This is a genomic window from Enterobacter sp. JBIWA005 (assembly GCF_019968805.1).
In the GTDB taxonomy this organism is placed as follows: Bacteria; Pseudomonadota; Gammaproteobacteria; order Enterobacterales; family Enterobacteriaceae; genus Enterobacter; species Enterobacter vonholyi.
Genome location: NZ_CP074159.1, coordinates 227,805 through 253,097, shown reverse-complemented (window position 1 = coordinate 253,097; position 25,293 = coordinate 227,805). Strand labels below are relative to the sequence as shown.

The following is a 25,293-nucleotide window of genomic DNA, read 5'->3' as shown; positions in this document are numbered from 1 at the left end:
TTTCTCAGGGGTACCCCCCCATAAAAAATCCGCATAATCCCAGCATTGACAGGACCTCCCCCGCATTTTATTTATAGGGCCGTATTTTGCGCCTGCACCTGTTTTCGTTTCACTCTTGTGCCAAGGTCGCTTATTCATTCCCTGACACGAGGTTGTTATGACGAGTTTTGTGGTCGCCAAATTTGGCGGCACCAGTGTGGCCGATTACGATGCCATGAACCGCAGCGCCGATGTGGTGCTGGCCGATCCGAATACCCGCCTGGTGGTGCTGTCTGCCTCCGCCGGCGTGACGAACCTGCTGGTTTCTCTGTCTGAAGGACTGGAAGCGACAGAACGTTTCGTGAAGCTGGATGCACTGCGCAAAATTCAGTTCGACATTCTTGAACGTCTGCAGAACCCTAACGTCATCCGCGAGGAAGTGGAACGTTTGCTGGAAAATATCACTACCCTGGCAGAAGCGGCTTCTCTGGCAACCTCCACCGCCCTGACCGACGAGCTGGTCAGCCACGGTGAGCTGATGTCCACCCTGCTGTTTGTTGAAATCATGCGCGAGCGTAACGTTCAGGCGCAGTGGTTTGACGTGCGCAAAATCATGCGTACCAGCGACCGCTTTGGCCGCGCCGAGCCGGACGTTGAGGCGCTGGCGGAACTGACCAATCAGCAGCTGGCCCCGCGTCTGGCAGACGGCATCGTGGTCACACAGGGCTTTATCGGCAGCGAAGCGAAGGGCCGCACCACCACGCTTGGCCGTGGCGGCAGCGACTACACCGCAGCGCTACTGGGCGAGGCCCTGCATGCCACGCGCGTGGATATCTGGACTGACGTTCCGGGCATTTACACCACCGACCCGCGCGTCGTTTCCGCGGCGAAACGTATTGATGTGATCGCCTTTGAAGAAGCGGCGGAAATGGCCACCTTCGGCGCGAAAGTGCTTCACCCGGCCACGCTGCTGCCTGCCGTACGCAGCGATATCCCGGTCTTCGTCGGCTCCAGTAAAGATCCAAAAGCCGGCGGGACGCTGGTCTGCAAGAAAACGGAAAACCCACCGCTGTTCCGCGCCCTGGCCCTGCGCCGTCGCCAGACGCTGGTGACGCTCCACAGTCACAATATGCTGCACTCCCGCGGTTTCCTGGCGGAAGTGTTTGGCATTCTGGCACGCCACAACATCTCCGTGGATCTGATCACCACCTCGGAAGTGAGCATTGCGCTGACGCTGGACACCACCGGTTCAACCTCAACCGGTGATACCCTGCTGACGCAGTCGCTGCTGATTGAGCTGTCTGAGCTGTGCCGCGTGGAAGTGGAAGAAGACCTGGCGCTGGTTGCCATCATCGGCAACAAGCTGTCGCGCGCCTGCGGCGTGGGCAAAGAGGTATTTGGCGTGCTCGACCCGTTCAACATCCGCATGATTTGCTACGGTGCGTCCAGCTATAACCTCTGCTTCCTGGTGCCAGCCGATCAGGCCGAGCAGGTCGTGCAGAAACTTCATCAGAATTTGTTTGAATAAAATTCGTTAGCACGATAAACAATACCTATAAGCCGGGCACAGACCCGGCTTTTTTATAACTAAACAACACGACAATACTGCAAGGAATCCACTATGTTATCCGCCATTACGCGGCTGTTCCCGTTATGGGCGCTGCTGCTCTCCGTACTCGCGTATTACACTCCCACCACGTTCACCGGTATCGGTCCATGGGTCACCACGCTGCTGATGCTGATCATGTTCGGTATGGGCGTGCATCTGAAAATCGACGACTTTAAACGCGTGCTCTCTCGCCCTGCGCCCGTCGCGGCAGGAATATTTCTGCACTATCTGGTGATGCCGCTCGCGGCGTGGCTGCTGGCGATGGCTTTTAAGATGCCGCCCGATCTCTCCGCCGGGATGGTGCTGGTGGGCAGCGTGGCCAGCGGCACGGCGTCCAACGTCATGATCTACCTCGCGAAAGGGGATGTGGCGCTCTCCGTCACTATCTCATCCGTCTCCACGCTGGTTGGCGTCGTTGCCACACCGCTGTTAACCCGCCTGTACGTGGATGCGCATATTCAGGTGGACGTGATGGGAATGCTGCTGAGCATTCTGCAAATCGTGGTGATTCCGATTGCGCTGGGGCTGGTCATTCACCACCTGTTCCCTCGCGTGGTGAAGGCCGTTGAGCCGTACCTGCCCGCATTTTCGATGGTCTGTATTCTGGCCATCATCAGCGCCGTGGTGGCGGGCTCCGCCTCACACATTGCTTCCGTAGGCTTTGTGGTGATCGTCGCGGTGGTGCTGCATAACACCATTGGTCTGCTGGGCGGCTACTGGGGCGGGAAGCTGTTTGGTTTTGACGAATCGACCTGCCGCACGCTGGCAATTGAGGTAGGCATGCAGAACTCCGGCCTGGCGGCGGCGCTCGGTAAAATTTACTTCTCGCCGCTGGCGGCCCTGCCGGGTGCGCTGTTCTCCGTCTGGCACAATCTCTCCGGCTCGCTGCTGGCGGGCTACTGGTCCGGCAAACCGATTGATGAACAAACGAAAAAAGATGCGGTGAAGCAGGGTTAATTTACGCTGCTTGCTTTACACTGAAGCCTCCCCATCAGGAGGCTTCAGCAATGGCTACACCACGTTTGACCCAGAAAGACATGACGGAAGCCGAGCAGCGCGAGCTGAAAACGCTTCTCGACCGCGCTCGTATCGCACATGGCCGCACGCTGACGAACGCCGAAACCAATCAGGTAAAAAAAGAGTACATCGATAAGCTGATGGCGCAACGTGACGCCGCGGCGAAAAAGGCCCGCAAGCTGAAAAAAGAGCAGGCTTATAAACCCGATGCAGAAGCGACCTTTTCCTGGTCCGCCACCACATCAACCCGTGGAAGGCGCTAATCAGCGCCCTTTCTTTTTACGCCCCGGCTGGGTAAAGCGTTTTCCGTTGCCCGGCTTGCCTCGCCCTTTCTCTTCCGCCTGCGGCGCCTTCACGACCGGGCGCTTAATCGCCTGAGCTTTCGGTCTTGCTTTGGCCTTCGGCTTCGCTTCGGACGAGGAGTTCTCGATAAGCTTGAACAGCTCGATCAGCTCGTCATCCGTTAAATCGCGCCACTCACCCAGCGGGATGCCGGACAGGCTGACGTTCATGATGCGCGTGCGCTCAAGCTTCGTCACTTCATAACCGAAATACTCGCACATGCGGCGGATCTGGCGGTTTAAGCCCTGCACCAGGGTAATGCGGAACGCGAACGGCGCTTCTTTCTTCACCTTACACTTTTTCGTGACGGTACCGAGGATCGGCACACCGGCGCCCATGCCGCGAATAAAGTCGTCCGTGACCGGTTTATTCACCGTCACAATGTACTCTTTTTCGTGATCGTTACCGGCACGCAGGATCTTGTTGACCAGATCGCCGTGGTTGGTGAGGAAAATCAGCCCCTGAGAGTCTTTATCCAGACGGCCAATCGGGAAGATACGGCTGCTGTGGTTCACGAAATCAACGATGTTGTCCCGCTCGCCGTCTTCTGTGGTGCTGACAATCCCAACCGGTTTGTTCAACGCGATAAACACCAGGTCTTCGGCATCACGCGGTTCGATGAGCTGACCATTCACTTTAACCACATCGCCAGGGACCACCTGGTCGCCGATGGTGGCGCGTTTGCCGTTAAGAAACACGTTACCTTGTTCAATGTAACGGTCAGCCTCGCGACGTGAGCAGATTCCGCTCTCGCTAATGTATTTGTTTAATCGGGTTGATTGAGTTGGCAGCATAGTTTCTCCTGTGAAGGGCGAAATATACCTTACCTTGCGGCTGACAAAAAAGTGTTAGTAACCGTTGATCAAAAAATCGAGTGCATCCCGCAATGAAGCACTGTTTTGCGTAAGATCGGCGACACGCTCGCCTAACTCTTTTGGCGATATGCCTGCCTATTGATCCATCAGAACGACCTCTGAGAGTCGCTAAAGGAGCCGTTTTCATCAACCCACTGGTTAATGGCCTCGATAGAAACTTTATTTTCTGCTAACCACTCTGCGCGCTGATGCGCACGAAACTGCTCCTGCAGTGCAGCCATGAGTAGTGCGCATGAGCCCCCCATCGGAATGCGCATGAATTGGCGAAGTGTAGTGTGTAAATGCGCTTGATAAGGTGTCACGCCTCGCAAAAAGGTTTTGCGAGGCGCTTTCAGAAATTAATACTCATCCCGCTCGTCATCTTCATCCGGCTGTTCCATCACGCTGTAGGCCACCGCGCAGAACAACGAGTTGAGACGCTTCATATCGCCCAGCAGCCCCAGGTGGAGTGAGCTGGTCTCAATACTCTGCACGTTCTGCTGATGCAGACGCTCGACGTGGGCGTGCGAATAGCGGCGGTTCAGGATACGGAAACGATGCTTGTTGCGGCGCAGGCGGCGCGCGCTCGGCACGTCGCTGGAAAAGAAGACCAGCATCGCCAGCTTGAGGTTGCTGACCAGCTGTTCGTGAAGCGCTTCAAGCTCTTTTAAGCCTTCAACGGAGAACGCCCGGCGTGCGGCCAGCGATTTATCGGCTATCTCGCTGCCCATGCGCTCAACAATATCGGAGGCCTGCTCAAGGTTAAGCGACATCTCAATGATCTCCGCCCAGCGGCGGGACTCCTCTTCCGCCAGTTCGTCCTGCGGCATGCGCGCCAGGTAAAGCTTAATGGCGGTATAGAGCACGTTGATATCGTCCGCCAGTCTGCGCAGCTCTTTCTCCTCTCGCGGCTCGCCGTGCATCACCTTTTGCAGGCCTTCGAGCATGGTTTCCATTGCGTCGCCCATGCGCAGCGTCTCGCGCGCGGCATTCGCCAGCGCCAGTGCCGGGGTATCCAGCGCGGACGTATCCAGGTGCTTCGGCTTCAGGCGCGCATCCAGCTCCGGTTCGTCCTGAATGAGACGTTCGCAGAAGCGGGCCATCGGCCCGGCAAAAGGCACCATCGCCAGGCAGCGCACCAGGTTGTAGAACACGTGGAAGTAGATCACCAGCTCCGCCTTCGGCAGCGGGAGGTTATCCATCAGGTTCGCCAGCGGGTGGATAAAGGGCAGGATAATCAGGCTGCCCACCAGCTTAAACAGCAGGCTACCGAGCGCCACGCGGCGGGCGGCAGCGTTGGCGGCGCTGTTATTGAGCATCGCCAGCAGGCCAGAGCCGAGGTTGGCACCTATCACCAGACACAGCGCCACCGGGAAGGAGATCGCCCCGGCGGCGGTAAGCGTGGCCGTCAGCAGCACGGCGGCCAAGCTGGAGTAGCTGACGATGGCAAACACCGCGCCAATCAGCGCGTCGAGCATGATGTCCCCGGTCAGGGAAGCGAAGATGACCTGAACGCCGTTGGCCTCGGTAATAGGGGTGACCGCCTGTACAATCAGCTCCAGCGCCAGCAGGATCAGCCCCAGGCCAATCCCTACGCGCCCTAGCTGCCCGGCGCGCGTCTGTTTGCGACCGAGGAAGAAGATAACGCCGACAAAAATCAGCAGCGGCGACAGCCAGGAGAGATCGAAGGTCAGGATACGCGCCATCAGCGCGGTCCCCACGTCGGCCCCCAGCACAATGACCAGTGCCGGAGCCAGCGCAACCAGATCCTGCGCCACAAAGGAGGTGACAAGCAGGGTTGTGGCGTTACTGCTCTGCACCAGTGCCGTTACGCCAATACCCGCGCAGAAGGCGAGCGGCTTCTTCTCAACGCTGCTGCTGAGAACGGTACGCAAGCGCGCCCCAAAAACGCGCATCACGCCGGTACGAACGATATGGGTGCCCCATACGAGCAGTGCGACTGCGGAAAGCAGGTGTAACAAGGTCAGCACGAAAGGTTTTCCTCCTTATCGTTATTCGTTTTCCATAGGTTCAGTATAAGGGTTTAAGCGTAAGAAAGAGACAAGGCACCCTTGAGGTGCCCTGTTTGTTGTAAGGAAAAGTGACGTTAGTCTGCGTCGTAGCCTAAATTCGGTGCCAGCCAGCGCTCGACTTCTGATACGCTCATGCCTTTGCGCAGGGCGTAATCTTCAATCTGATCGCGCTGCAGCTGCGCCACGGCAAAGTACTTGCTGTCCGGGTGGCTGAAGTACCAGCCGGAGACGGACGCACCCGGCCACATGGCGAACGACTCGGTGAGCTTCATTCCGGTATGGGCTTCGACGTCCAGCAGTTGCCAGATAGTGCCCTTTTCGGTGTGTTCCGGACAGGCCGGATATCCCGGTGCCGGACGAATACCCTGGTAGTTTTCGCGGATCAGTTCCTCGTTGCTGAGGTTTTCATTCGCCGCGTAGCCCCAGTGCACCTTGCGCACGCGCTCGTGCAGGTACTCGGCGAAGGCTTCCGCCAGGCGGTCGGCTATCGCTTTCACCATGATTTTATTGTAATCGTCGTGCTGCGCTTCGTACGCGTCCGCCAGCGCATCTTCTTCCAGACCGCCGGTTACCGCAAAGGCGCCGATATAGTCGGCTTTTCCGCTCAGCTTCGGCGCGACAAAATCGGCCAGGCAGTAGTTGGCAAAGCCCACTTTCTCGGTTTGCTGACGCAGATGGCGGCTGACCGCCAGCACGTGGGTGCGGGTTTCATCGCGATAAATTTCGATGTCGTCTCCCACGCGGTTGGCCGGGAACAGCCCCACCACGCCGCGCGGATTGAGGGTTTTCTCAGCACTCAGCGTGTCGAGCATATCGTTGGCATCTTTAAACAGGCGTTTCGCCTCTTCGCCCACGACCTCATCTTCCAGGATGCGCGGATATTTGCCCGCCAGCGACCAGGTCATAAAGAACGGCGTCCAGTCGATGTAGTTGCGCAGCGTTTCGATGCTGGCGCTGACCTCCTGAACGCCCAGGCGATGCGCGACCGGCGGCGTATAGCTCGACCAGTCAAACGCCAGATCGTTATCGCGCGCCGCCTGGAGTGAAACTGGCGGGGTGCGCGGTTTCTTGCGCCCGTGCTGGATGCGAACGGTTTCGTACTCTTTGCGGGTGCGCTCAACAAACTCGTCGCGCTGGGTGTCAGAGAGCAGTGCGGAGACCACGCCCACCGTGCGCGAGGCGTTTTGCACGTACACCGTCGGGCCGCTGTAGTTCTGCTCGATTTTCACCGCCGTGTGCGCTTTGGAGGTGGTCGCCCCACCAATCAGCAGAGGAATGGTGAAGCCCTGGCGCTCCATCTCCTTCGCCACGTTAACCATCTCGTCCAGCGACGGGGTGATCAGCCCGGAGAGGCCAATCAGGTCGGCATTCACTTCGCGCGCGGTCTTGAGGATTTTATCCGCCGGGACCATGACGCCAAGGTCGATAATCTCGTAGTTATTGCACTGCAGCACCACACCGACAATGTTCTTGCCGATGTCGTGCACGTCGCCCTTGACGGTGGCAATGACCATTTTGCCGTTGCTGGAGCCTTTCTCTTTGCTGGCCTCGATAAACGGCTCCAGGTACGCCACGGCCTGCTTCATCACGCGGGCAGATTTCACCACCTGCGGCAGGAACATTTTGCCCTCACCGAACAGATCGCCTACCACGTTCATGCCGTCCATCAGCGGCCCTTCGATCACCTCGATCGGGCGGGCTGACTGCTGACGCGCCTCTTCGGTATCCTGCTCGATAAACTCGGTGATGCCTTTTACCAGCGAATATTCCAGACGCTTTTTCACGTTCCAGGCGCGCCACTCGGCCTGCTGAACGTTGGTCGATTCATCCGATTTGCTGCCGCGATATTTTTCCGCCAGGTCCAGCATGCGCTCGGTGGCGTCGTCGCGACGGTTAAGGATCACGTCTTCTACCGCGTCGCGCAGCTCGGCTGGCAGGTCGTCGTAAATCGCCAGCTGGCCGGCGTTGACGATCCCCATGTCCATCCCGTTGCGGATGGCGTAGTAGAGGAACACGGCGTGGATCGCTTCGCGCACCGGGTCGTTACCGCGGAACGAGAACGACACGTTCGACACGCCGCCGGAGATCAGCGCATGCGGCAGCTCGCGCTTAATGTCCTCGCACGCGCCGATAAAGTCCTGGGCGTAGTTATTGTGCTCTTCGATACCGGTCGCCACGGCGAAGATGTTCGGGTCAAAGATGATGTCTTCCGGCGGGAAGCCCACCTCTTCGGTCAGTATTTTGTACGCGCGGCGGCAAATCTCAATTTTACGCGCGCGGGTATCGGCCTGGCCCACTTCGTCAAAGGCCATCACCACCACGGCGGCACCGTAGCGGCGCACCATCTTCGCGTGGTGGATAAAGATCTCCACGCCCTCTTTCATCGAGATGGAGTTGACGATGCCTTTACCCTGAATGCACTTCAGCCCCTTCTCGATCACGTCCCACTTGGAGGAGTCGATCATGATCGGCACGCGGGCGATGTCCGGCTCACCGGCAATCAGGTTAAGGAAACGCACCATCGCCGCTTCGGCGTCGAGCATCCCCTCATCCATGTTGATATCGATAATCTGCGCGCCGTTCTCTACCTGCTGACGCGCGACGTCCAGCGCTTCGCTGTACTTCTCTTCTTTGATCAGACGTTTGAACTTAGCGGAACCGGTAACGTTCGTACGCTCGCCCACGTTCACAAACAGGCTGTCTTCGCCGATGGTCAACGGCTCAAGGCCGGAGAGACGACAGGCAACCGGAAGCTCGGGCAGCTTGCGCGGCGGCAGCCCGGCCACGGCGTTGCTCATAGCAGCGATATGTTTAGGCGTGGTGCCGCAGCAGCCGCCGACGATGTTCAGAAATCCAGACTCGGCCCACTCGCGGATTTGCGCCGCCATGGTATCGGCATCAAGATCGTATTCGCCGAAGGCGTTCGGCAGACCGGCGTTCGGGTGCGCTGTGACGTAGCATTCCGCGATGCGCGACAGCTCCTGCACGTACTGGCGCAGTTCATCTGGACCCAGCGCGCAGTTCAGGCCGAAGGAGAGCGCGTCGGCGTGGCGCAGGGAGTTATAAAACGCTTCGGTGGTCTGGCCGGACAGGGTACGGCCGGAGGCATCGGTGATGGTGCCGGAAATCATGATCGGCAGGTCAACGCCCAGCGCCTCGAACTCCTCTTTCACCGCGTAAATCGCGGCCTTGGCGTTGAGGGTGTCGAATACCGTTTCAATCAGGATCAGATCGGAACCGCCTTCCACCAGTGCTTTGGTCGATTCACGGTAGGCAGCAACCAGCTGGTCAAAGGTGATATTACGAAACGCCGGGTCGTTGACGTCCGGTGAAATCGACGCGGTGCGGTTCGTCGGGCCAAGCACCCCGGCAACGTAGCGCGGTTTATCCGGCGTGCGGGCCGTCCACTCGTCGGCGCAGGCGCGCGCCAGCTTCGCGGCTTCCAGGTTGATTTCCGCCGACAGGGATTCCATCTGGTAATCCGCCATGGCGATGGTTGTCGAGTTAAAGGTGTTGGTTTCAACGATATCCGCACCCGCTTCGAAGTAGGCGTTGTGGATATCTTTAATCACGGACGGCTTGCTGAGCACCAGCAGGTCGTTGTTCCCTTTCAGGTCGCAGGGCCAGTCGGCAAAGCGTTCGCCGCGGAAATCATCTTCACTCAGACGATACCCCTGGATCATGGTGCCCATGCCGCCGTCCAGCACCAGAATTCGTTCATTTAACTGCGCACGCAGTTGCTCTACTTTGCTGCTCACACTTGCTCCCGACAACGCTCAACAAGGCCAAAAGGCTGCGTTCCATACTGGCACAATCTCGCAGGGTGGAAAAGCCGCTCAGCGGTAACATGAGACATGTTCACCATCACTCCTCCGATCAGTCAGGATAACGGTTGCAAATTCACCAAATAAAACGAAAATGATTTCCACGATACAGAAAAAGGAGATCGTCATGGTCGCGACCGTTCCCGCTAAACGCGGCAGAAAACCTGCTGCTGCCACCACCGCACAACAGGGCGGACAGGTTCAATCGCTCACGCGCGGTTTGAAGCTGCTGGAGTGGATAGCCGAGTCGCACAGCAGCGTGGCCCTGACGGAGCTTGCCCAGCAGGCTGGCCTGCCGAACTCCACGACGCACCGTCTTCTGACCACCATGCAGCAGCTGGGCTTTGTCCGCCAGGTGGGCGAGCTGGGGCACTGGGCGGTGGGCGCGCATGCATTTATCGTTGGCAGCAGCTTCCTGCAGAGCCGCAACCTGCTGGCGATTGTTCACCCGATTCTGCGCAAGCTGATGGAGGACTCCGGTGAGACCGTAAACCTGGCGGTGCTGGACCAGAGCGACCATCAGGCGATTATCATCGACCAGGTGCAGTGCACGCAGCTGATGCGCATGTCCGCGCCGATTGGCGGCAAGCTGCCGATGCACGCTTCCGGCGCGGGAAAGGCATTTCTGTCACAGCTGAGCGAAGAGCAGGTGACGGGCCTGCTGCACCGTAAAGGGCTACACGCCTATACCCACGCCACCCTGGTCTCGCCCGTGCATTTAAAAGAAGATCTTGCTCTGACCCGCAAGCGCGGCTATTCGTTTGATGATGAAGAACATGCTCTGGGCCTGCGCTGTATCGCAGCCTGTATTTTTGACGAGCACCGCGAGCCGTTTGCCGCCATCTCCATCTCCGGACCGATTTCGCGCATGACCGATGACCGCGTGACCGAACTGGGTGCGCTGGTGATTAAGGCGGCGAAAGAGGTGACGCTGGCGTACGGTGGGATTCGTTAAGATTGAGTGCGGCCTGACACCCTCACCCCGGCCCTCTCCCACAGGGAGAGGGAGAAAACATAACGCCCTTACCCTGCGAGCGAGGGAGAAAACCGGATGCAAAACCGCTGCTTACGCCGATATGCATACACATCTTCCACGTGCCCATTTTTGATCCGCGTTTGCAGCCCGCGCCAGTAGCTGGCACGGAACAGATCCTCATGCATTTCTTCGAATAGCGGCCCGATGCGCGGGTCGGCGCACAGCCAGTGGCGAAACTCTTCGGGAAAAACATCGCCCGGCGAGACGCTGTACCACGGCTCACCGGAAAGCTCATCTTCCGGGTAGCGGGGCGGTGGGATATCGCGGAAATTCACTTCAGTCATGTAGCAAATTTCGTCGTAATCGTAGAACACCACCCGCCCGTGACGGGTAACGCCGAAGTTTTTGAACAGCATATCGCCCGGGAAGATATTGGCGGCGGCAAGCTGGCGAATCGCGTTGCCGTACTCTTCAATCGCATCTCTTAAAGCCTGACCTTCGGACTGCTCCAGCCAGATATTCAGCGGCACCATGCGGCGTTCAATATAGAGATGGCTAATCACGATTTTATCACCCAAATCGGTGATTTTCGCGGGAGCTTCCTGCATTAACAGCGCCATGAGCGCCGGGTCGATCTGCTGCTTATCCAGCACAAAGTTTTCGAATTCCTGGGTATCCGCCATGCGACCGACGCGGTCGTGTTCCTTAACCAGCTGGTAGCAGGCGCGGACGTGCGCGGCGGTCATCTCTTTCTGCGGCGCGAATCTGTCTTTGATCACCTTAAATACCCGGTCGAAACCCGGCAGCGTAAACACCAGCATCACCATGCCGCGAATGCCGGGCGCTTCGATGAACTGCTCATCGGCCGTGGTGACATAGCGCAAGTATTCCCGGTAGCTTTCCGTTTTGGCGTGCTTCTGGCAACCGATGGCCATATACAGCTCTGCCGTGGTTTTACCCGGCAGGATCTCGCGCAGCCACTCCACCAGCGCGGCAGGTAACGGTGCATAGACCATAAAATAGGAGCGTGCGAAGCCAAACACGATGCTGGCCTCGGCGCCGGTGGTCAGGCAGGTATCGACAAACAGTTCCCCGTCGTCTGTACGGTGGATCGGTAACAGAAACGGCACGATGGCCGTAGGGGTAACCAGTTTACCCACCATCCAGGCAGCTTTATTGCGGTAGAAAAGCTCGTTGGCAACCTGCAAATGGCTGCGGCTGAGCACCTCCGCGCCGAAGGTTTCGTTGAGATGGGCGTGGATATACCCGATATCCCGAGTTTTATTCTCCCAGGGCAGGCGCAGCGGCAAATCCGTTAGCACGCGGTGCAGGAGCTTTTCCCATCCGCGATCGGGAAAGAAATCTTTCGCCAGCGGACGCGGAATGGTACGAAAGCGCCGCTCGGGCTGGGAGCTGAAGATAAATAACCGCTCAGGAGATAATGAGCGGTGGTCAAATAACCGGCAATAGACGGAGTTGAAAAAGCTCTCCGCAATCTCGAAGCGCGGGTAGTCGGGTAACAGATGGGTGTAGTGCTCCTTCACGCGCAGTAAAAATTCCGCGTCCGGACTTTTACCGTCGGTAATACAGCGCAGCTGCTCCACCACCAGACCCACGTGGTGATCGTAGAGATGGATACGCTGCTTCATGGCCTGCTGAACCGCATGCCAGTCTGCATGTTCGAAGCGCTGCTGCGCGCCGGAGGTCACTTCAAGAAAACGACCATACTGGGCATCGAAGCCCTGCAAAATAGTTTGGGCAATCAGTAATTCCAGGCCACGCGACATATATTCCCCCTCACCACCAGCCCTCTCCCCAAGGGGGAGAGGGGGAAAGATTAGAACTGTGCTTCTTCCGTTGAACCCGTCAAGGCGGTGACGGAGGAGGTGCCGCCCTGAATGATCGTGGTCACGTTATCGAAGTAGCCGGTTCCCACTTCCTGCTGGTGAGAGACGAAGGTATAACCATCTTTGCCCGCCGCAAATTCCGGCTGCTGCACCTTCTCAACGTAGTGCTTCATGCCCTCACCCTGCGCGTAGGCGTGCGCCAGGTCGAACATGTTGAACCACATGCTGTGGATACCGGCCAGGGTAATGAACTGGTATTTGTAGCCCATGTCGGACAGCTGCTGCTGGAAGCTGGCGATGGTTTTGTCATCCAACTTTTTCTGCCAGTTGAAGGACGGCGAGCAGTTGTAGGCCAGCAGTTTGCCCGGGTACTTCGCATGAATAGCATCAGCGAAGCGTTTCGCCAGCGCCAGATCCGGCGTGGACGTTTCACACCAGACCAGATCCGCGTAAGGCGCGTACGCCAGACCACGGCTGATAGCCTGCTCGATACCCGCGTGGGTACGATAGAAGCCTTCACTGGTGCGCTCGCCGGTGATGAACTCGCTGTCGTACGGATCGCAGTCAGAGGTGATCAGGTCAGCCGCGTCCGCATCGGTACGGGCAATGACCAGCGTCGGCACGCCGAGCACGTCAGCAGCCAGACGTGCGGCAACCAGCTTCTGAACCGCTTCCTGTGTAGGAACCAGCACTTTACCGCCCATATGTCCGCACTTCTTCACTGACGCCAGCTGGTCTTCGAAGTGAACGGCCGCTGCACCGGCCTCAATCATCGATTTCATCAGCTCGAAGGCGTTCAGCACGCCGCCGAAGCCCGCTTCCGCATCCGCAACGATCGGCAGGAAGTAATCAATAAAGCGCGGATCGCCAGGTTCGATACCGGCAGCCCACTGGATCTGATCCGCACGGCGGAAGGTGTTGTTGATCCGATCCACGACCGACGGCACGGAGTTAGCCGGATAGAGCGACTGATCCGGATACATGCTGGAGGCCAGGTTGGCGTCCGCCGCGACCTGCCAGCCGGAGAGGTAAATAGCCTCAATACCCGCCTTCGCCTGCTGCAGAGCCTGACCGCCGGTCAGCGCACCGAGGCTGTTGATGTAGCCTTTTTTGGAACCACCGTGCAGCAGCTTCCACATTTTCGCCGCGCCATTTTGCGCCAGCGTGCATTCCGGATTGACCGAGCCGCGTAATTTCACCACTTCCTCAGCGCTGTAAGGACGGCGGATGCCTTCCCAGCGAGGTTGTGTCCACTCTTTCTTCAATTCTTCGATTTGTTGGGTACGGGTTTTCATGTGCAGATGCTCCATATTGTTATGTGGTGGATTACGCCAGGAAGCGGTAGCCCGGCAGGGTCAGGAAGTCGATTAAGTCATCTGATGTGGTGATTTGCTCCATCAGGCGCGCGGCGTCATCAAAGCGTCCGCTGCTGAAGCGGTGTTCGCCCAGCTCGTCCTGGATCACCCGCATCTCTTCGACGAGCATCTGGCGGAACAGGGTCTTGGTTACCGGTTTGCCGTTGCTGAGCGTTTTTTGATGGTGGATCCACTGCCAGATAGAGGTTCGTGAGATCTCCGCCGTCGCGGCATCTTCCATCAGGCCGTAGATCGGCACGCAGCCGTTGCCGGAGATCCACGCTTCGATGTACTGTACCGCAACGCGGATATTGGCCCGCATCCCCTCTTCCGTCCGTTCGCCCGCGCACGGGGCCAGCAGCTGTTCTTCAGCCGTTGGGGCATCGTCTTCACGTGTGACAAACAGCTGGTTTTTGTTGTCACCGAGGACGCGGTTGAAGACCTCCATTGCCGTATCGGCCAGGCCGGGATGCGCAATCCACGTGCCGTCGTGACCGTTACGGGCTTCAAGCTCTTTATCGGCTTTCACCTTGTTGAGCACCTGATTGTTGCGCTCTGCGTCTTTGCTTGGGATAAAAGCCGCCATGCCGCCCATCGCAAAGGCGCCGCGCTTGTGGCAGGTTTTGATCAGCAGACGCGAGTAGGCGCTCAGGAACGGTTTATCCATGGTCACGACCTGGCGATCCGGAAGCACGCGATCGGGATAGTTTTTCAGGGTTTTGATGTAGCTGAAAATATAGTCCCAGCGTCCGCAGTTCAGACCGACAATGTGGTCACGCAGGGCGTGCAGAATTTCATTCATCTGGAATACGGCAGGCAGCGTTTCAATCAGTAGGGTAGCTTTGATGGTGCCGCGCGGCAGATTGAAACGATCTTCCGCGTAGCTGAAGACCTCGCTCCACCAGGCTGCTTCCTGCCAGGCCTGCGTTTTAGGCAGATAGAAATACGGGCCGCTGCCCTTCGCCAGCAGGGCTTTATAGTTGTGGAAGAAATAGAGCGCGAAATCAAACAGGCTGCCCGGAATGGCTTCCCCACGCCAGGTGACATGTTTTTCAGGCAGGTGCAGGCCGCGCACGCGGCAGATCAGCACCGCCGGGTTCGGTTTGAGCTGGTAAATTTTACCGGCTTCGTTGGTATAGCTGATGGTGCCGTTCACGGCGTCGCGCAGGTTGATCTGCCCCTCGATGACCTTACGCCAGTCCGGCGCCAGGGAATCTTCAAAATCGGCCATGAAGACCTTAACGTTCGCGTTCATGGCGTTGATCACCATTTTTCGCTCTACCGGACCGGTGATCTCAACGCGACGATCCTGTAAATCTTCAGGGATGCCGCGGATTTTCCACTCGCCACGGCGAATGGAAGCGGTTTCCGAAATAAAACCAGGCAACTTGCCGTTATCAATTTCCTGCTGCTGATGAATGCGTGCCGCCAGCAGCTTATTACGCTGCGGCGTAAAGCGGGTCACCAGTTCAGTCAGAAATTCTACCGCTTCTGCCGTCAATACCTGCTGTTCTTGCTCACCATACGGCTGGGTAAAGGCCAGTTCATCGACCGTCGTTGCCTGTTGAGTCATTACTCTGCTCCTCATCAAAGATCCAAAATCACGCTCCCGATGCGAACGAAAGATCGTTGGGTAGTTTTCGCTCAGCAGAATTAAGACTATCTCCATTTTTTCTAAAATCAAAAACAATTTCCATTTTAATTATAAATATCAATTAATTTATTGATTTTATTAAGATTAAAGTTTTACAGAATGGTGAGTTATATTTCGGAAATAAAAAAGGCACCCGAAGGTGCCTGATTTGAATAGCTGAAACGCTTTAGGATCGTTTAGTGCAGACGATTACTCCAGCGTTGGATTCATGTGACGCAGATCGTATGGTGTTATCTGGTAGACGTAATAGTTGAGCCAGTTAGTAAAAAGCAAATTCCCGTGGCTGCGCCAGGTAGCTCTCGGTTTGTTTTGTGGATCGTCTTTCGGGAAATAGTTGTACGGGACATCCGGGTTAAGACCCGCTTCGACATCACGGAAATACTCTGATGCAAGGGTGTGCGGATCGTACTCAGGATGTCCGGTCACAAAGGCAATGCGCTTATCTTTACTGGCAAACAGGTAAGCGTCGCCATCTTCCGTTTCGGCCAGGATCTCCAGATCGGTGTAATCACGAATTAGCTGGGCCGGAAAATCGGCGTAGCGAGAATGCGGGGCCAGGAAAGAATCATCGAAACCACGCGTCAGCAACGCATGTGGATGGAGAATGTGGTGTTCGTATACGCCGGAGAGCTTTTCAGTGCGGGTTTGCTTCGGGATGCCATAAAGAATATTCAGTGCGGCCTGTACCGCCCAACAGACAAACAGCGTGGACGTGACGTGATCTTTTGCCCACTCCAGAACCTGTTTGATCTGCGGCCAGTAGGCGACATCGTTAAATTCAACCAGACCGAGCGGCGCGCCGGTCACAATCAGTCCGTCGAAATTTTCACCCTGAATGTCATCGAAGTTACAGTAGAAATTGTTCAGATGCTCAGAAGGCGTGTTGCGTGACTCACGGGCATCGATTCGCAGCAGCTGAATATCGACCTGCAGCGGGGAGTTCGACAGAAGACGCAGGAACTGGTTTTCTGTTTCGATCTTTTTTGGCATCAGATTGAGAATAAGCACCTTCAGCGGGCGAATTTCCTGACCTGTCGCACGTGAAGTCGTCATGACAAAGACATTTTCTTCACGCAAGAAATTGACGGCTGGTAGCTCGTCCTGCACCCGAATCGGCATAGCTTTATATCCTCACAGCATACGTATAAACGTTTAGACATCCAGATAGCTAACGATACCCAGAAACGGTTTGAATGTCGAGTCTGCAAGCGGAAGGTGAGAAAGTTTCAAGGAGAGAATGGTACGGTTTGATGCCCTCACCCCGTCTATCTCCCACAGGGAGAGGGCGGAAAACAAAAGCAAAAAACCCCGCACCTTTCGGTACGGGGTTCTTATGTTTGATGCCTGGCAGTTCCCTACTCTAACATGGGGAGACCCCACACTACCATCGGCGCTACGGCGTTTCACTTCTGAGTTCGGCATGGGGTCAGGTGGGACCACCGCGCTAAAGCCGCCAGGCAAATTCTGTTAAATCTGTATCAGGCTGAAATTGATTGTTTTGTCTCTTCGCCAAAACATCTTCGGCGTTGTAAGGTTAAGCCTCACGGTTCATTAGTATCGGTTAGCTCAACGCATCGCTGCGCTTACACACCCGACCTATCAACGTCGTCGTCTTCAACGTTCCTTCAGGACCCTTAAAGGGTCAGGGAGAACTCATCTCGGGGCAAGTTTCGTGCTTAGATGCTTTCAGCACTTATCTTTTCCGCATTTAGCTACCGGGCAGTGCCATTGGCATGACAACCCGAACACCAGTGATGCGTCCACTCCGGTCCTCTCGTACTAGGAGCAGCCCCCCTCAATTCTCCAGCGCCCACGGCAGATAGGGACCGAACTGTCTCACGACGTTCTAAACCCAGCTCGCGTACCACTTTAAATGGCGAACAGCCATACCCTTGGGACCTACTTCAGCCCCAGGATGTGATGAGCCGACATCGAGGTGCCAAACACCGCCGTCGATATGAACTCTTGGGCGGTATCAGCCTGTTATCCCCGGAGTACCTTTTATCCGTTGAGCGATGGCCCTTCCATTCAGAACCACCGGATCACTATGACCTGCTTTCGCACCTGCTCGAGCCGTCACTCTCGCAGTCAAGCTAGCTTATGCCATTGCACTAACCTCCTGATGTCCGACCAGGATTAGCTAACCTTCGTGCTCCTCCGTTACTCTTTGGGAGGAGACCGCCCCAGTCAAACTACCCACCAGACACTGTCCGCAACCCGGATCACGGGTCTACGTTAGAACACCAGCCATTAAAGGGTGGTATTTCAAGGACGGCTCCACGCAGACTGGCGTCCACGCTTCAAAGCCTCCCACCTATCCTACACATCAAGGACCAGTGTTCAGTGTCAAGCTATAGTAAAGGTTCACGGGGTCTTTCCGTCTTGCCGCGGGTACACTGCATCTTCACAGCGAGTTCAATTTCACTGAGTCTCGGGTGGAGACAGCCTGGCCATCATTACGCCATTCGTGCAGGTCGGAACTTACCCGACAAGGAATTTCGCTACCTTAGGACCGTTATAGTTACGGCCGCCGTTTACCGGGGCTTCGATCAAGAGCTTCGCGTTACCGCTAACCCCATCAATTAACCTTCCGGCACCGGGCAGGCGTCACACCGTATACGTCCACTTTCGTGTTTGCACAGTGCTGTGTTTTTAATAAACAGTTGCAGCCAGCTGGTATCTTCGACTGATTTCAGCTCCACCCGCAGGGGCTTCACCTACATATCAGCGTGCCTTCTCCCGAAGTTACGGCACCATTTTGCCTAGTTCCTTCACCCGAGTTCTCTCAAGCGCCTTGGTATTCTCTACCTGACCACCTGTGTCGGTTTGGGGTACGATTTGATGTTACCTGATGCTTAGAGGCTTTTCCTGGAAGCAGGGCATTTGTTACTTCAGCACCGTAGTGCCTCGTCATCACACCTCAGCGTTAAAAAACGACCGGATTTACCTAATCGTTCCGCCTACATGCTTAAACCGGGACAACCGTCGCCCGGCTAACATAGCCTTCTCCGTCCCCCCTTCGCAGTAACACCAAGTACAGGAATATTAACCTGTTTCCCATCGACTACGCCTTTCGGCCTCGCCTTAGGGGTCGACTCACCCTGCCCCGATTAACGTTGGACAGGAACCCTTGGTCTTCCGGCGAGCGGGCTTTTCACCCGCTTTATCGTTACTTATGTCAGCATTCGCACTTCTGATACCTCCAGCATGCCTCACAGCACACCTTCAACGGCTTACAGAACGCTCCCCTACCCAACAACGCATAAGCGTCGCTGCCGCAGCTTCGGTGCATGGTTTAGCCCCGTTACATCTTCCGCGCAGGCCGACTCGACCAGTGAGCTATTACGCTTTCTTTAAATGATGGCTGCTTCTAAGCCAACATCCTGGCTGTCTGTGCCTTCCCACATCGTTTCCCACTTAACCATGACTTTGGGACCTTAGCTGGCGGTCTGGGTTGTTTCCCTCTTCACGACGGACGTTAGCACCCGCCGTGTGTCTCCCGTGATAACATTCTTCGGTATTCGTAGTTTGCATCGGGTTGGTAAGCCGGGATGGCCCCCTAGCCGAAACAGTGCTCTACCCCCGAAGATGAGTTCACGAGGCGCTACCTAAATAGCTTTCGGGGAGAACCAGCTATCTCCCGGTTTGATTGGCCTTTCACCCCCAGCCACAAGTCATCCGCTAATTTTTCAACATTAGTCGGTTCGGTCCTCCAGTTAGTGTTACCCAACCTTCAACCTGCCCATGGCTAGATCACCGGGTTTCGGGTCTATACCCTGCAACTTAACGCCCAGTTAAGACTCGGTTTCCCTTCGGCTCCCCTATACGGTTAACCTTGCTACAGAATATAAGTCGCTGACCCATTATACAAAAGGTACGCAGTCACACCACGAAGGTGCTCCCACTGCTTGTACGTACACGGTTTCAGGTTCTTTTTCACTCCCCTCGCCGGGGTTCTTTTCGCCTTTCCCTCACGGTACTGGTTCACTATCGGTCAGTCAGGAGTATTTAGCCTTGGAGGATGGTCCCCCCATATTCAGACAGGATACCACGTGTCCCGCCCTACTCTTCGAGTTCACAGCCTGTGTGCTTTCGTGTACGGGACTGTCACCCTGTACCGTGCGACTTTCCAGACGCTTCCACTAACACACAAGCTGATTCAGACTCTGGGCTGCTCCCCGTTCGCTCGCCGCTACTGGGGGAATCTCGGTTGATTTCTTTTCCTCGGGGTACTTAGATGTTTCAGTTCCCCCGGTTCGCCTCGTTAACCTATGTATTCAGTTAACGATAGTGCAACGAATTGCACTGGGTTTCCCCATTCGGACATCGCCGGGTCAAAGGTTCATATCACCTCGCCGGCGCTTTTCGCAGATTAGCACGTCCTTCATCGCCTCTGACTGCCAGGGCATCCACCGTGTACGCTTAGTCGCTTAACCTCACAACCCGAAGATGTTTCACTTCTGATTGCGAAAATTTGAGAGACTCGAACACACCATTAAGATGTGTCGTTTCAATTTTCAGCTTGATCCAGATTTTTAAAGAGCAAATATCTCAAACGTGACTCGCAAGTCAGTTTTGAGATATGACGGCAGGTGACTTTCACTCACGAACCAGCAAGTGGCGTCCCCTAGGGGATTCGAACCCCTGTTACCGCCGTGAAAGGGCGGTGTCCTGGGCCTCTAGACGAAGGGGACACTGAAGTCTCAATCGCAAGACGCCTTGCTATTTACTTTTCATCAGACAATCTGTGTGAGCACTGCAAAGGCAGGTTCTTTAAGGTAAGGAGGTGATCCAACCGCAGGTTCCCCTACGGTTACCTTGTTACGACTTCACCCCAGTCATGAATCACAAAGTGGTAAGCGCCCTCCCGAAGGTTAAGCTACCTACTTCTTTTGCAACCCACTCCCATGGTGTGACGGGCGGTGTGTACAAGGCCCGGGAACGTATTCACCGTAGCATTCTGATCTACGATTACTAGCGATTCCGACTTCATGGAGTCGAGTTGCAGACTCCAATCCGGACTACGACGCACTTTATGAGGTCCGCTTGCTCTCGCGAGGTCGCTTCTCTTTGTATGCGCCATTGTAGCACGTGTGTAGCCCTACTCGTAAGGGCCATGATGACTTGACGTCATCCCCACCTTCCTCCAGTTTATCACTGGCAGTCTCCTTTGAGTTCCCGGCCTAACCGCTGGCAACAAAGGATAAGGGTTGCGCTCGTTGCGGGACTTAACCCAACATTTCACAACACGAGCTGACGACAGCCATGCAGCACCTGTCTCAGAGTTCCCGAAGGCACCAATCCATCTCTGGAAAGTTCTCTGGATGTCAAGAGTAGGTAAGGTTCTTCGCGTTGCATCGAATTAAACCACATGCTCCACCGCTTGTGCGGGCCCCCGTCAATTCATTTGAGTTTTAACCTTGCGGCCGTACTCCCCAGGCGGTCGACTTAACGCGTTAGCTCCGGAAGCCACGCCTCAAGGGCACAACCTCCAAGTCGACATCGTTTACGGCGTGGACTACCAGGGTATCTAATCCTGTTTGCTCCCCACGCTTTCGCACCTGAGCGTCAGTCTTTGTCCAGGGGGCCGCCTTCGCCACCGGTATTCCTCCAGATCTCTACGCATTTCACCGCTACACCTGGAATTCTACCCCCCTCTACAAGACTCTAGCCTGCCAGTTTCGAATGCAGTTCCCAGGTTGAGCCCGGGGATTTCACATCCGACTTGACAGACCGCCTGCGTGCGCTTTACGCCCAGTAATTCCGATTAACGCTTGCACCCTCCGTATTACCGCGGCTGCTGGCACGGAGTTAGCCGGTGCTTCTTCTGCGGGTAACGTCAATCGCTGTGGTTATTAACCACAACGCCTTCCTCCCCGCTGAAAGTACTTTACAACCCGAAGGCCTTCTTCATACACGCGGCATGGCTGCATCAGGCTTGCGCCCATTGTGCAATATTCCCCACTGCTGCCTCCCGTAGGAGTCTGGACCGTGTCTCAGTTCCAGTGTGGCTGGTCATCCTCTCAGACCAGCTAGGGATCGTCGCCTAGGTGAGCCGTTACCCCACCTACTAGCTAATCCCATCTGGGCACATCTGATGGCAAGAGGCCCGAAGGTCCCCCTCTTTGGTCTTGCGACGTTATGCGGTATTAGCTACCGTTTCCAGTAGTTATCCCCCTCCATCAGGCAGTTTCCCAGACATTACTCACCCGTCCGCCGCTCGTCACCCAGGAGCAAGCTCCCTGTGCTACCGCTCGACTTGCATGTGTTAGGCCTGCCGCCAGCGTTCAATCTGAGCCATGATCAAACTCTTCAATTTAAGTTTGATGCTCGTGAATTAAACTTCGTAATGAATTACGTATGTTCACTCAGAGACTTGGTATTCATTTTTCGTCCGAGGACGTTAAGAATCCATGTCACTTTGAGTGCCCACACAGATTGTCTGATAAATTGTTAAAGAGCAGTGCAACGCGGCTTTCGCTCGCCGTTGCGAGGTGGCGTATATTACGCTTTCCTCTTTCAGAGTCAACCCGTTATTGCAGGATTTTTTCTCTTCAACCGACCGGGCTGTTTGTGAAGTGATTCACATCCGCCGTGTCGATGGAGGCGCATTATAGGGAGTTCCCGAACGACCGCAACCGAAAAGTTGCAAAAAAATGGCTGACTGCTGCATTCCCCAGCAAAACCCCGCCTTATACCATTTTATGCACAAAGTTATCCACAGTGATGCGAAAAAGTGAAAATGTGCGAGCGTTGCGCAAACGTTTTCGTTAAAATGCTCGCGCTTAACAAGGATGCCTCGTCAGGTGTGTTAGATGAGTTTTTCGCAGGAAAATTCATCTAACGCTCTCTGTAATCGTGAAATCCAGGGGATTTACCATGCAACAACGTCGTCCAGTCCGCCGCGCTCTGCTCAGTGTTTCTGATAAAGCCGGTATCGTCGAATTCGCTCAGGCACTTTCTGCACGCGGTGTAGAACTGCTTTCTACAGGCGGTACCGCTCGCTTGTTAGCAGATAAAGGTCTGCCGGTAACCGAAGTGTCCGATTACACCGGTTTCCCGGAAATGATGGATGGACGCGTCAAAACCCTGCATCCGAAAGTCCACGGCGGTATTCTTGGCCGTCGCGGCCAGGACGACGCCATTATGGAACAGCACGACATCGCGCCGATCGACATGGTTGTCGTTAACCTCTACCCGTTTGCCCAGACCGTTGCCCGCGAAGGCTGTTCTCTGGAGGATGCCGTAGAGAATATTGATATCGGCGGCCCAACCATGGTGCGCTCAGCAGCCAAGAACCATAAAGATGTGGCTATCGTGGTGAAGAGCAGCGATTACGAGACCATTATTAATGAGATGGATGCCAACGAAGGGTCACTGACTCTGGATACCCGTTTCGACCTCGCCATTAAAGCTTTCGAGCACACCGCAGCGTATGACAGCATGATCGCCAACTACTTCGGTAGCCTGGTGCCGGCTTACCACGGTGAAAGCAAAGATCCTTCAGGCCGCTTCCCGCGCACCCTGAACCTGAACTTCATTAAGAAGCAGGATATGCGTTACGGTGAGAACAGCCACCAGCAGGCGGCCTTCTATATAGAAGAAGAGGTAAAAGAAGCCTCTGTTGCGACCGCTCAGCAGGTTCAGGGCAAAGCGCTCTCCTATAACAACATTGCTGACACCGACGCCGCGCTGGAATGCGTGAAAGAGTTCAGCGAGCCTGCCTGCGTTATCGTCAAGCACGCGAACCCATGCGGCGTTGCCGTGAGCACCTCTATTCTGGATGCCTACGATCGCGCCTACAAAACCGACCCGACCTCCGCGTTCGGCGGCATTATCGCCTTCAACCGCGAGCTGGATGCTGAAACCGCACAGGCCATCATCTCCCGCCAGTTTGTCGAAGTGATTATCGCGCCATCCGCATCTGAAGCAGCGCTGAAAATCACCGCGGCAAAACAGAACGTGCGCGTACTGATTTGCGGCCAGTGGGCAGAACGCGTGCCGGGCCTGGACTTCAAACGCGTAAACGGCGGCCTGCTGGTTCAGGACCGCGATCTGGGCATGGTGACAGAAGCCGACCTGCGCGTGGTGACCAAACGCCAGCCGACCGAACAGGAACTGCGTGACGCGCTGTTCTGCTGGAAAGTGGCGAAGTTCGTGAAATCCAACGCCATCGTCTACGCGAAAGAGAACATGACCATCGGGATAGGCGCAGGCCAGATGAGCCGCGTTTACTCTGCGAAAATCGCAGGTATTAAAGCAGGTGACGAAGGTCTGGAAGTCAAAGGCTCCGCCATGGCCTCTGACGCCTTCTTCCCGTTCCGTGACGGCATCGACGCCGCAGCCGCTGTCGGCATCACCTGCGTGATCCAGCCAGGCGGTTCAATCCGCGACGACGAAGTGATTGCCGCTGCCGATGAACACGGCATCGCGATGATCTTCACCGACATGCGCCACTTCCGCCATTAATTCCCGGAGCTGAAAATGAAAGTATTAGTGATTGGTAACGGCGGACGCGAGCACGCGCTGGCGTGGAAAGCGGCGCAGTCTCCGCTGGTGACAACGGTCTTCGTGGCACCGGGCAACGCCGGTACCGCACTGGAACCCGCGCTGCAGAACGTGGCTATCGGCGTGACCGACATTCCGGCGCTGCTGAGTTTTGCCCAGAGCGAGAAAATCGACCTGACCATCGTCGGCCCGGAAGCGCCGCTGGTGATTGGCGTGGTGGATGCGTTCCGCGCAGCGGGCCTGAAAATTTTCGGCCCAACGGAAGGCGCCGCGCAGCTGGAAGGCTCCAAAGCCTTCACCAAAGATTTCCTCGCGCGTCATAACATCCCGACGGCGGAATATCAGAATTTCACTGAAGTGGAGCCTGCTCTGGCCTACTTACGTGAGAAGGGCGCGCCGATTGTTATCAAGGCCGACGGTCTGGCCGCCGGTAAAGGCGTGATCGTCGCGATGACGCTCGACGAAGCCGAAGCCGCAGTTCAGGACATGCTGGCGGGCAATGCTTTCGGTGATGCGGGCCACCGCATCGTGATCGAAGAGTTCCTCGACGGTGAAGAAGCAAGCTTCATCGTGATGGTAGACGGCGAGCACGTTCTGCCGATGGCCACCAGCCAGGACCACAAGCGTGTGGGCAATGGCGATACCGGCCCGAATACCGGTGGAATGGGCGCTTACTCCCCCGCTCCGGTAGTGACTGACGAAGTTCACCAGCGCACCATGGATCGCATCATCTGGCCGACCGTGAAGGGAATGGCGGCAGAAGGGAATACCTACACCGGTTTCCTTTACGCAGGTCTGATGATCGACAAGCAGGGTAACCCTAAGGTCATCGAATTCAACTGCCGCTTTGGCGATCCGGAAACGCAGCCAATCATGCTGCGCATGAAATCCGATCTGGTGGATCTGTGTCTGGCAGCCTGCGATGGCAAGCTGGACGAGAAAACCTCCGAGTGGGACGAGCGTGCGTCTCTCGGCGTGGTGATTGCTGCGGGTGGTTATCCGGGCAACTACAGCACCGGTGATGAAATCCACGGCCTGCCGCTGGAAGAGATTGAAGGTGCGAAGGTGTTCCACGCCGGTACGAAGCTGGCTGAGGACGATCGCGTTCTGACCAACGGTGGCCGCGTGCTGTGTGCAACCGCGCTGGGCCATACCGTGGCAGAAGCGCAGAAGCGCGCCTATGCGCTGATGGCGGATATTCACTGGAACGGTAGCTTTAGCCGTCAGGATATCGGCTATCGCGCGATTGCGCGCGAGCAGGGGGAGTAACGGAACCGTCTGTTCCCCCTCATCCT

The 25,293-nt window shown here is 56.2% G+C and carries 13 protein-coding genes, 1 tRNA gene, 3 rRNA genes and 2 pseudogenes; 6 read left to right on the top strand and 13 right to left on the bottom strand.

What is annotated here, in order from left to right; all coding sequences use genetic code 11:
- Positions 1 to 157 precede the first annotated feature (157 nt).
- The 3 genes from lysC to KGP22_RS01130 all read left to right on the top strand — a co-directional run bounded on the left by lysC (position 158) and on the right by KGP22_RS01130 (position 2,868).
- Positions 158 to 1,507: a lysine-sensitive aspartokinase 3 gene (lysC, locus tag KGP22_RS01140; RefSeq protein ID WP_111965816.1), complete on the top strand. Its 1,350-nt coding sequence runs from the start codon at positions 158 to 160 to the stop codon at positions 1,505 to 1,507.
- A gap of 93 nt (positions 1,508 to 1,600) precedes the next feature.
- On the top strand, positions 1,601 to 2,545 hold the full coding sequence (gene panS, locus KGP22_RS01135; RefSeq protein WP_149367200.1) for a ketopantoate/pantoate/pantothenate transporter PanS: 945 nt from the start codon (positions 1,601 to 1,603) through the stop codon (positions 2,543 to 2,545).
- A 50-nt stretch (positions 2,546 to 2,595) separates the two neighbouring features.
- Complete coding sequence (locus KGP22_RS01130; protein WP_023309994.1) at positions 2,596 to 2,868, top strand: DUF3811 domain-containing protein; 273 nt, start codon at positions 2,596 to 2,598, stop codon at positions 2,866 to 2,868.
- On the opposite strand, the gene rluF is transcribed toward KGP22_RS01130, so the two are convergent.
- From rluF to metH, 5 genes and pseudogenes are all read right to left on the bottom strand, one after another.
- Positions 2,869 to 3,741 carry a 23S rRNA pseudouridine(2604) synthase RluF gene (gene rluF, locus KGP22_RS01125; protein ID WP_223580961.1) on the bottom strand — a complete coding sequence of 291 codons (873 nt, stop codon included), beginning with the start codon at positions 3,739 to 3,741 and terminating at the stop codon, positions 2,869 to 2,871.
- Between the two features lie 54 nt (positions 3,742 to 3,795).
- A pseudogene (locus tag KGP22_RS24265) lies at positions 3,796 to 3,918 on the bottom strand (taxon MazF); the annotation flags it as partial.
- A pseudogene (locus KGP22_RS01120) lies at positions 3,909 to 4,052 on the bottom strand (type II toxin-antitoxin system CcdA family antitoxin); the annotation flags it as partial. The pseudogenes KGP22_RS01120 and KGP22_RS24265, both read right to left, overlap by 10 nt.
- 108 nt (positions 4,053 to 4,160) lie before the next feature.
- Positions 4,161 to 5,792 carry a Na/Pi cotransporter family protein gene (locus KGP22_RS01115; protein ID WP_111965810.1) on the bottom strand — a complete coding sequence of 544 codons (1,632 nt, stop codon included), beginning with the start codon at positions 5,790 to 5,792 and terminating at the stop codon, positions 4,161 to 4,163.
- Between the two features lie 116 nt (positions 5,793 to 5,908).
- Positions 5,909 to 9,592, bottom strand: coding sequence for a methionine synthase (gene metH / locus KGP22_RS01110; RefSeq protein WP_223580959.1), 3,684 nt, complete (start codon positions 9,590 to 9,592; stop codon positions 5,909 to 5,911).
- A 193-nt stretch (positions 9,593 to 9,785) separates the two neighbouring features.
- Between metH and iclR the strand changes: the two genes are divergently transcribed.
- Positions 9,786 to 10,613, top strand: coding sequence for a glyoxylate bypass operon transcriptional repressor IclR (gene iclR, locus KGP22_RS01105; protein WP_127729219.1), 828 nt, complete (start codon positions 9,786 to 9,788; stop codon positions 10,611 to 10,613).
- A 68-nt stretch (positions 10,614 to 10,681) separates the two neighbouring features.
- Here iclR and aceK read toward each other — a convergent pair whose 3' ends face one another.
- The 8 genes from aceK to KGP22_RS01065 all read right to left on the bottom strand — a co-directional run bounded on the left by aceK (position 10,682) and on the right by KGP22_RS01065 (position 21,809).
- Positions 10,682 to 12,421: a bifunctional isocitrate dehydrogenase kinase/phosphatase gene (gene aceK / locus KGP22_RS01100; RefSeq protein ID WP_223580957.1), complete on the bottom strand. Its 1,740-nt coding sequence runs from the start codon at positions 12,419 to 12,421 to the stop codon at positions 10,682 to 10,684.
- Positions 12,422 to 12,471: 50 nt separating this feature from the next.
- Positions 12,472 to 13,776: an isocitrate lyase gene (gene aceA, locus KGP22_RS01095; protein ID WP_024906665.1), complete on the bottom strand. Its 1,305-nt coding sequence runs from the start codon at positions 13,774 to 13,776 to the stop codon at positions 12,472 to 12,474.
- 31 nt (positions 13,777 to 13,807) lie between these two features.
- Complete coding sequence (gene aceB / locus KGP22_RS01090) at positions 13,808 to 15,409, bottom strand: malate synthase A (RefSeq protein ID WP_223580955.1); 1,602 nt, start codon at positions 15,407 to 15,409, stop codon at positions 13,808 to 13,810.
- A 270-nt stretch (positions 15,410 to 15,679) separates the two neighbouring features.
- Positions 15,680 to 16,609: a homoserine O-succinyltransferase gene (gene metA / locus KGP22_RS01085; RefSeq protein ID WP_008503405.1), complete on the bottom strand. Its 930-nt coding sequence runs from the start codon at positions 16,607 to 16,609 to the stop codon at positions 15,680 to 15,682.
- 223 nt (positions 16,610 to 16,832) lie between these two features.
- Positions 16,833 to 16,948 (bottom strand): 5S ribosomal RNA (gene rrf / locus KGP22_RS01080).
- A 72-nt stretch (positions 16,949 to 17,020) separates the two neighbouring features.
- Positions 17,021 to 19,926, bottom strand: a 23S ribosomal RNA gene (locus KGP22_RS01075).
- A gap of 182 nt (positions 19,927 to 20,108) precedes the next feature.
- Positions 20,109 to 20,184: transfer RNA gene (locus tag KGP22_RS01070), tRNA-Glu, on the bottom strand.
- Positions 20,185 to 20,269: 85 nt separating this feature from the next.
- Positions 20,270 to 21,809, bottom strand: a 16S ribosomal RNA gene (locus tag KGP22_RS01065).
- Together the 16S, 23S and 5S rRNA genes with 1 tRNA gene alongside form the textbook arrangement of a ribosomal RNA operon.
- Positions 21,810 to 22,369: 560 nt before the next feature.
- Here KGP22_RS01065 and purH point away from each other — a divergent pair.
- Both purH and purD read left to right on the top strand, forming a co-directional pair.
- Complete coding sequence (gene purH, locus KGP22_RS01060) at positions 22,370 to 23,959, top strand: bifunctional phosphoribosylaminoimidazolecarboxamide formyltransferase/IMP cyclohydrolase (RefSeq protein WP_223580953.1); 1,590 nt, start codon at positions 22,370 to 22,372, stop codon at positions 23,957 to 23,959.
- A 15-nt stretch (positions 23,960 to 23,974) separates the two neighbouring features.
- Positions 23,975 to 25,267: a phosphoribosylamine--glycine ligase gene (gene purD / locus KGP22_RS01055; protein ID WP_223580951.1), complete on the top strand. Its 1,293-nt coding sequence runs from the start codon at positions 23,975 to 23,977 to the stop codon at positions 25,265 to 25,267.
- The last annotated feature ends 26 nt before the right edge of the window (positions 25,268 to 25,293 follow it).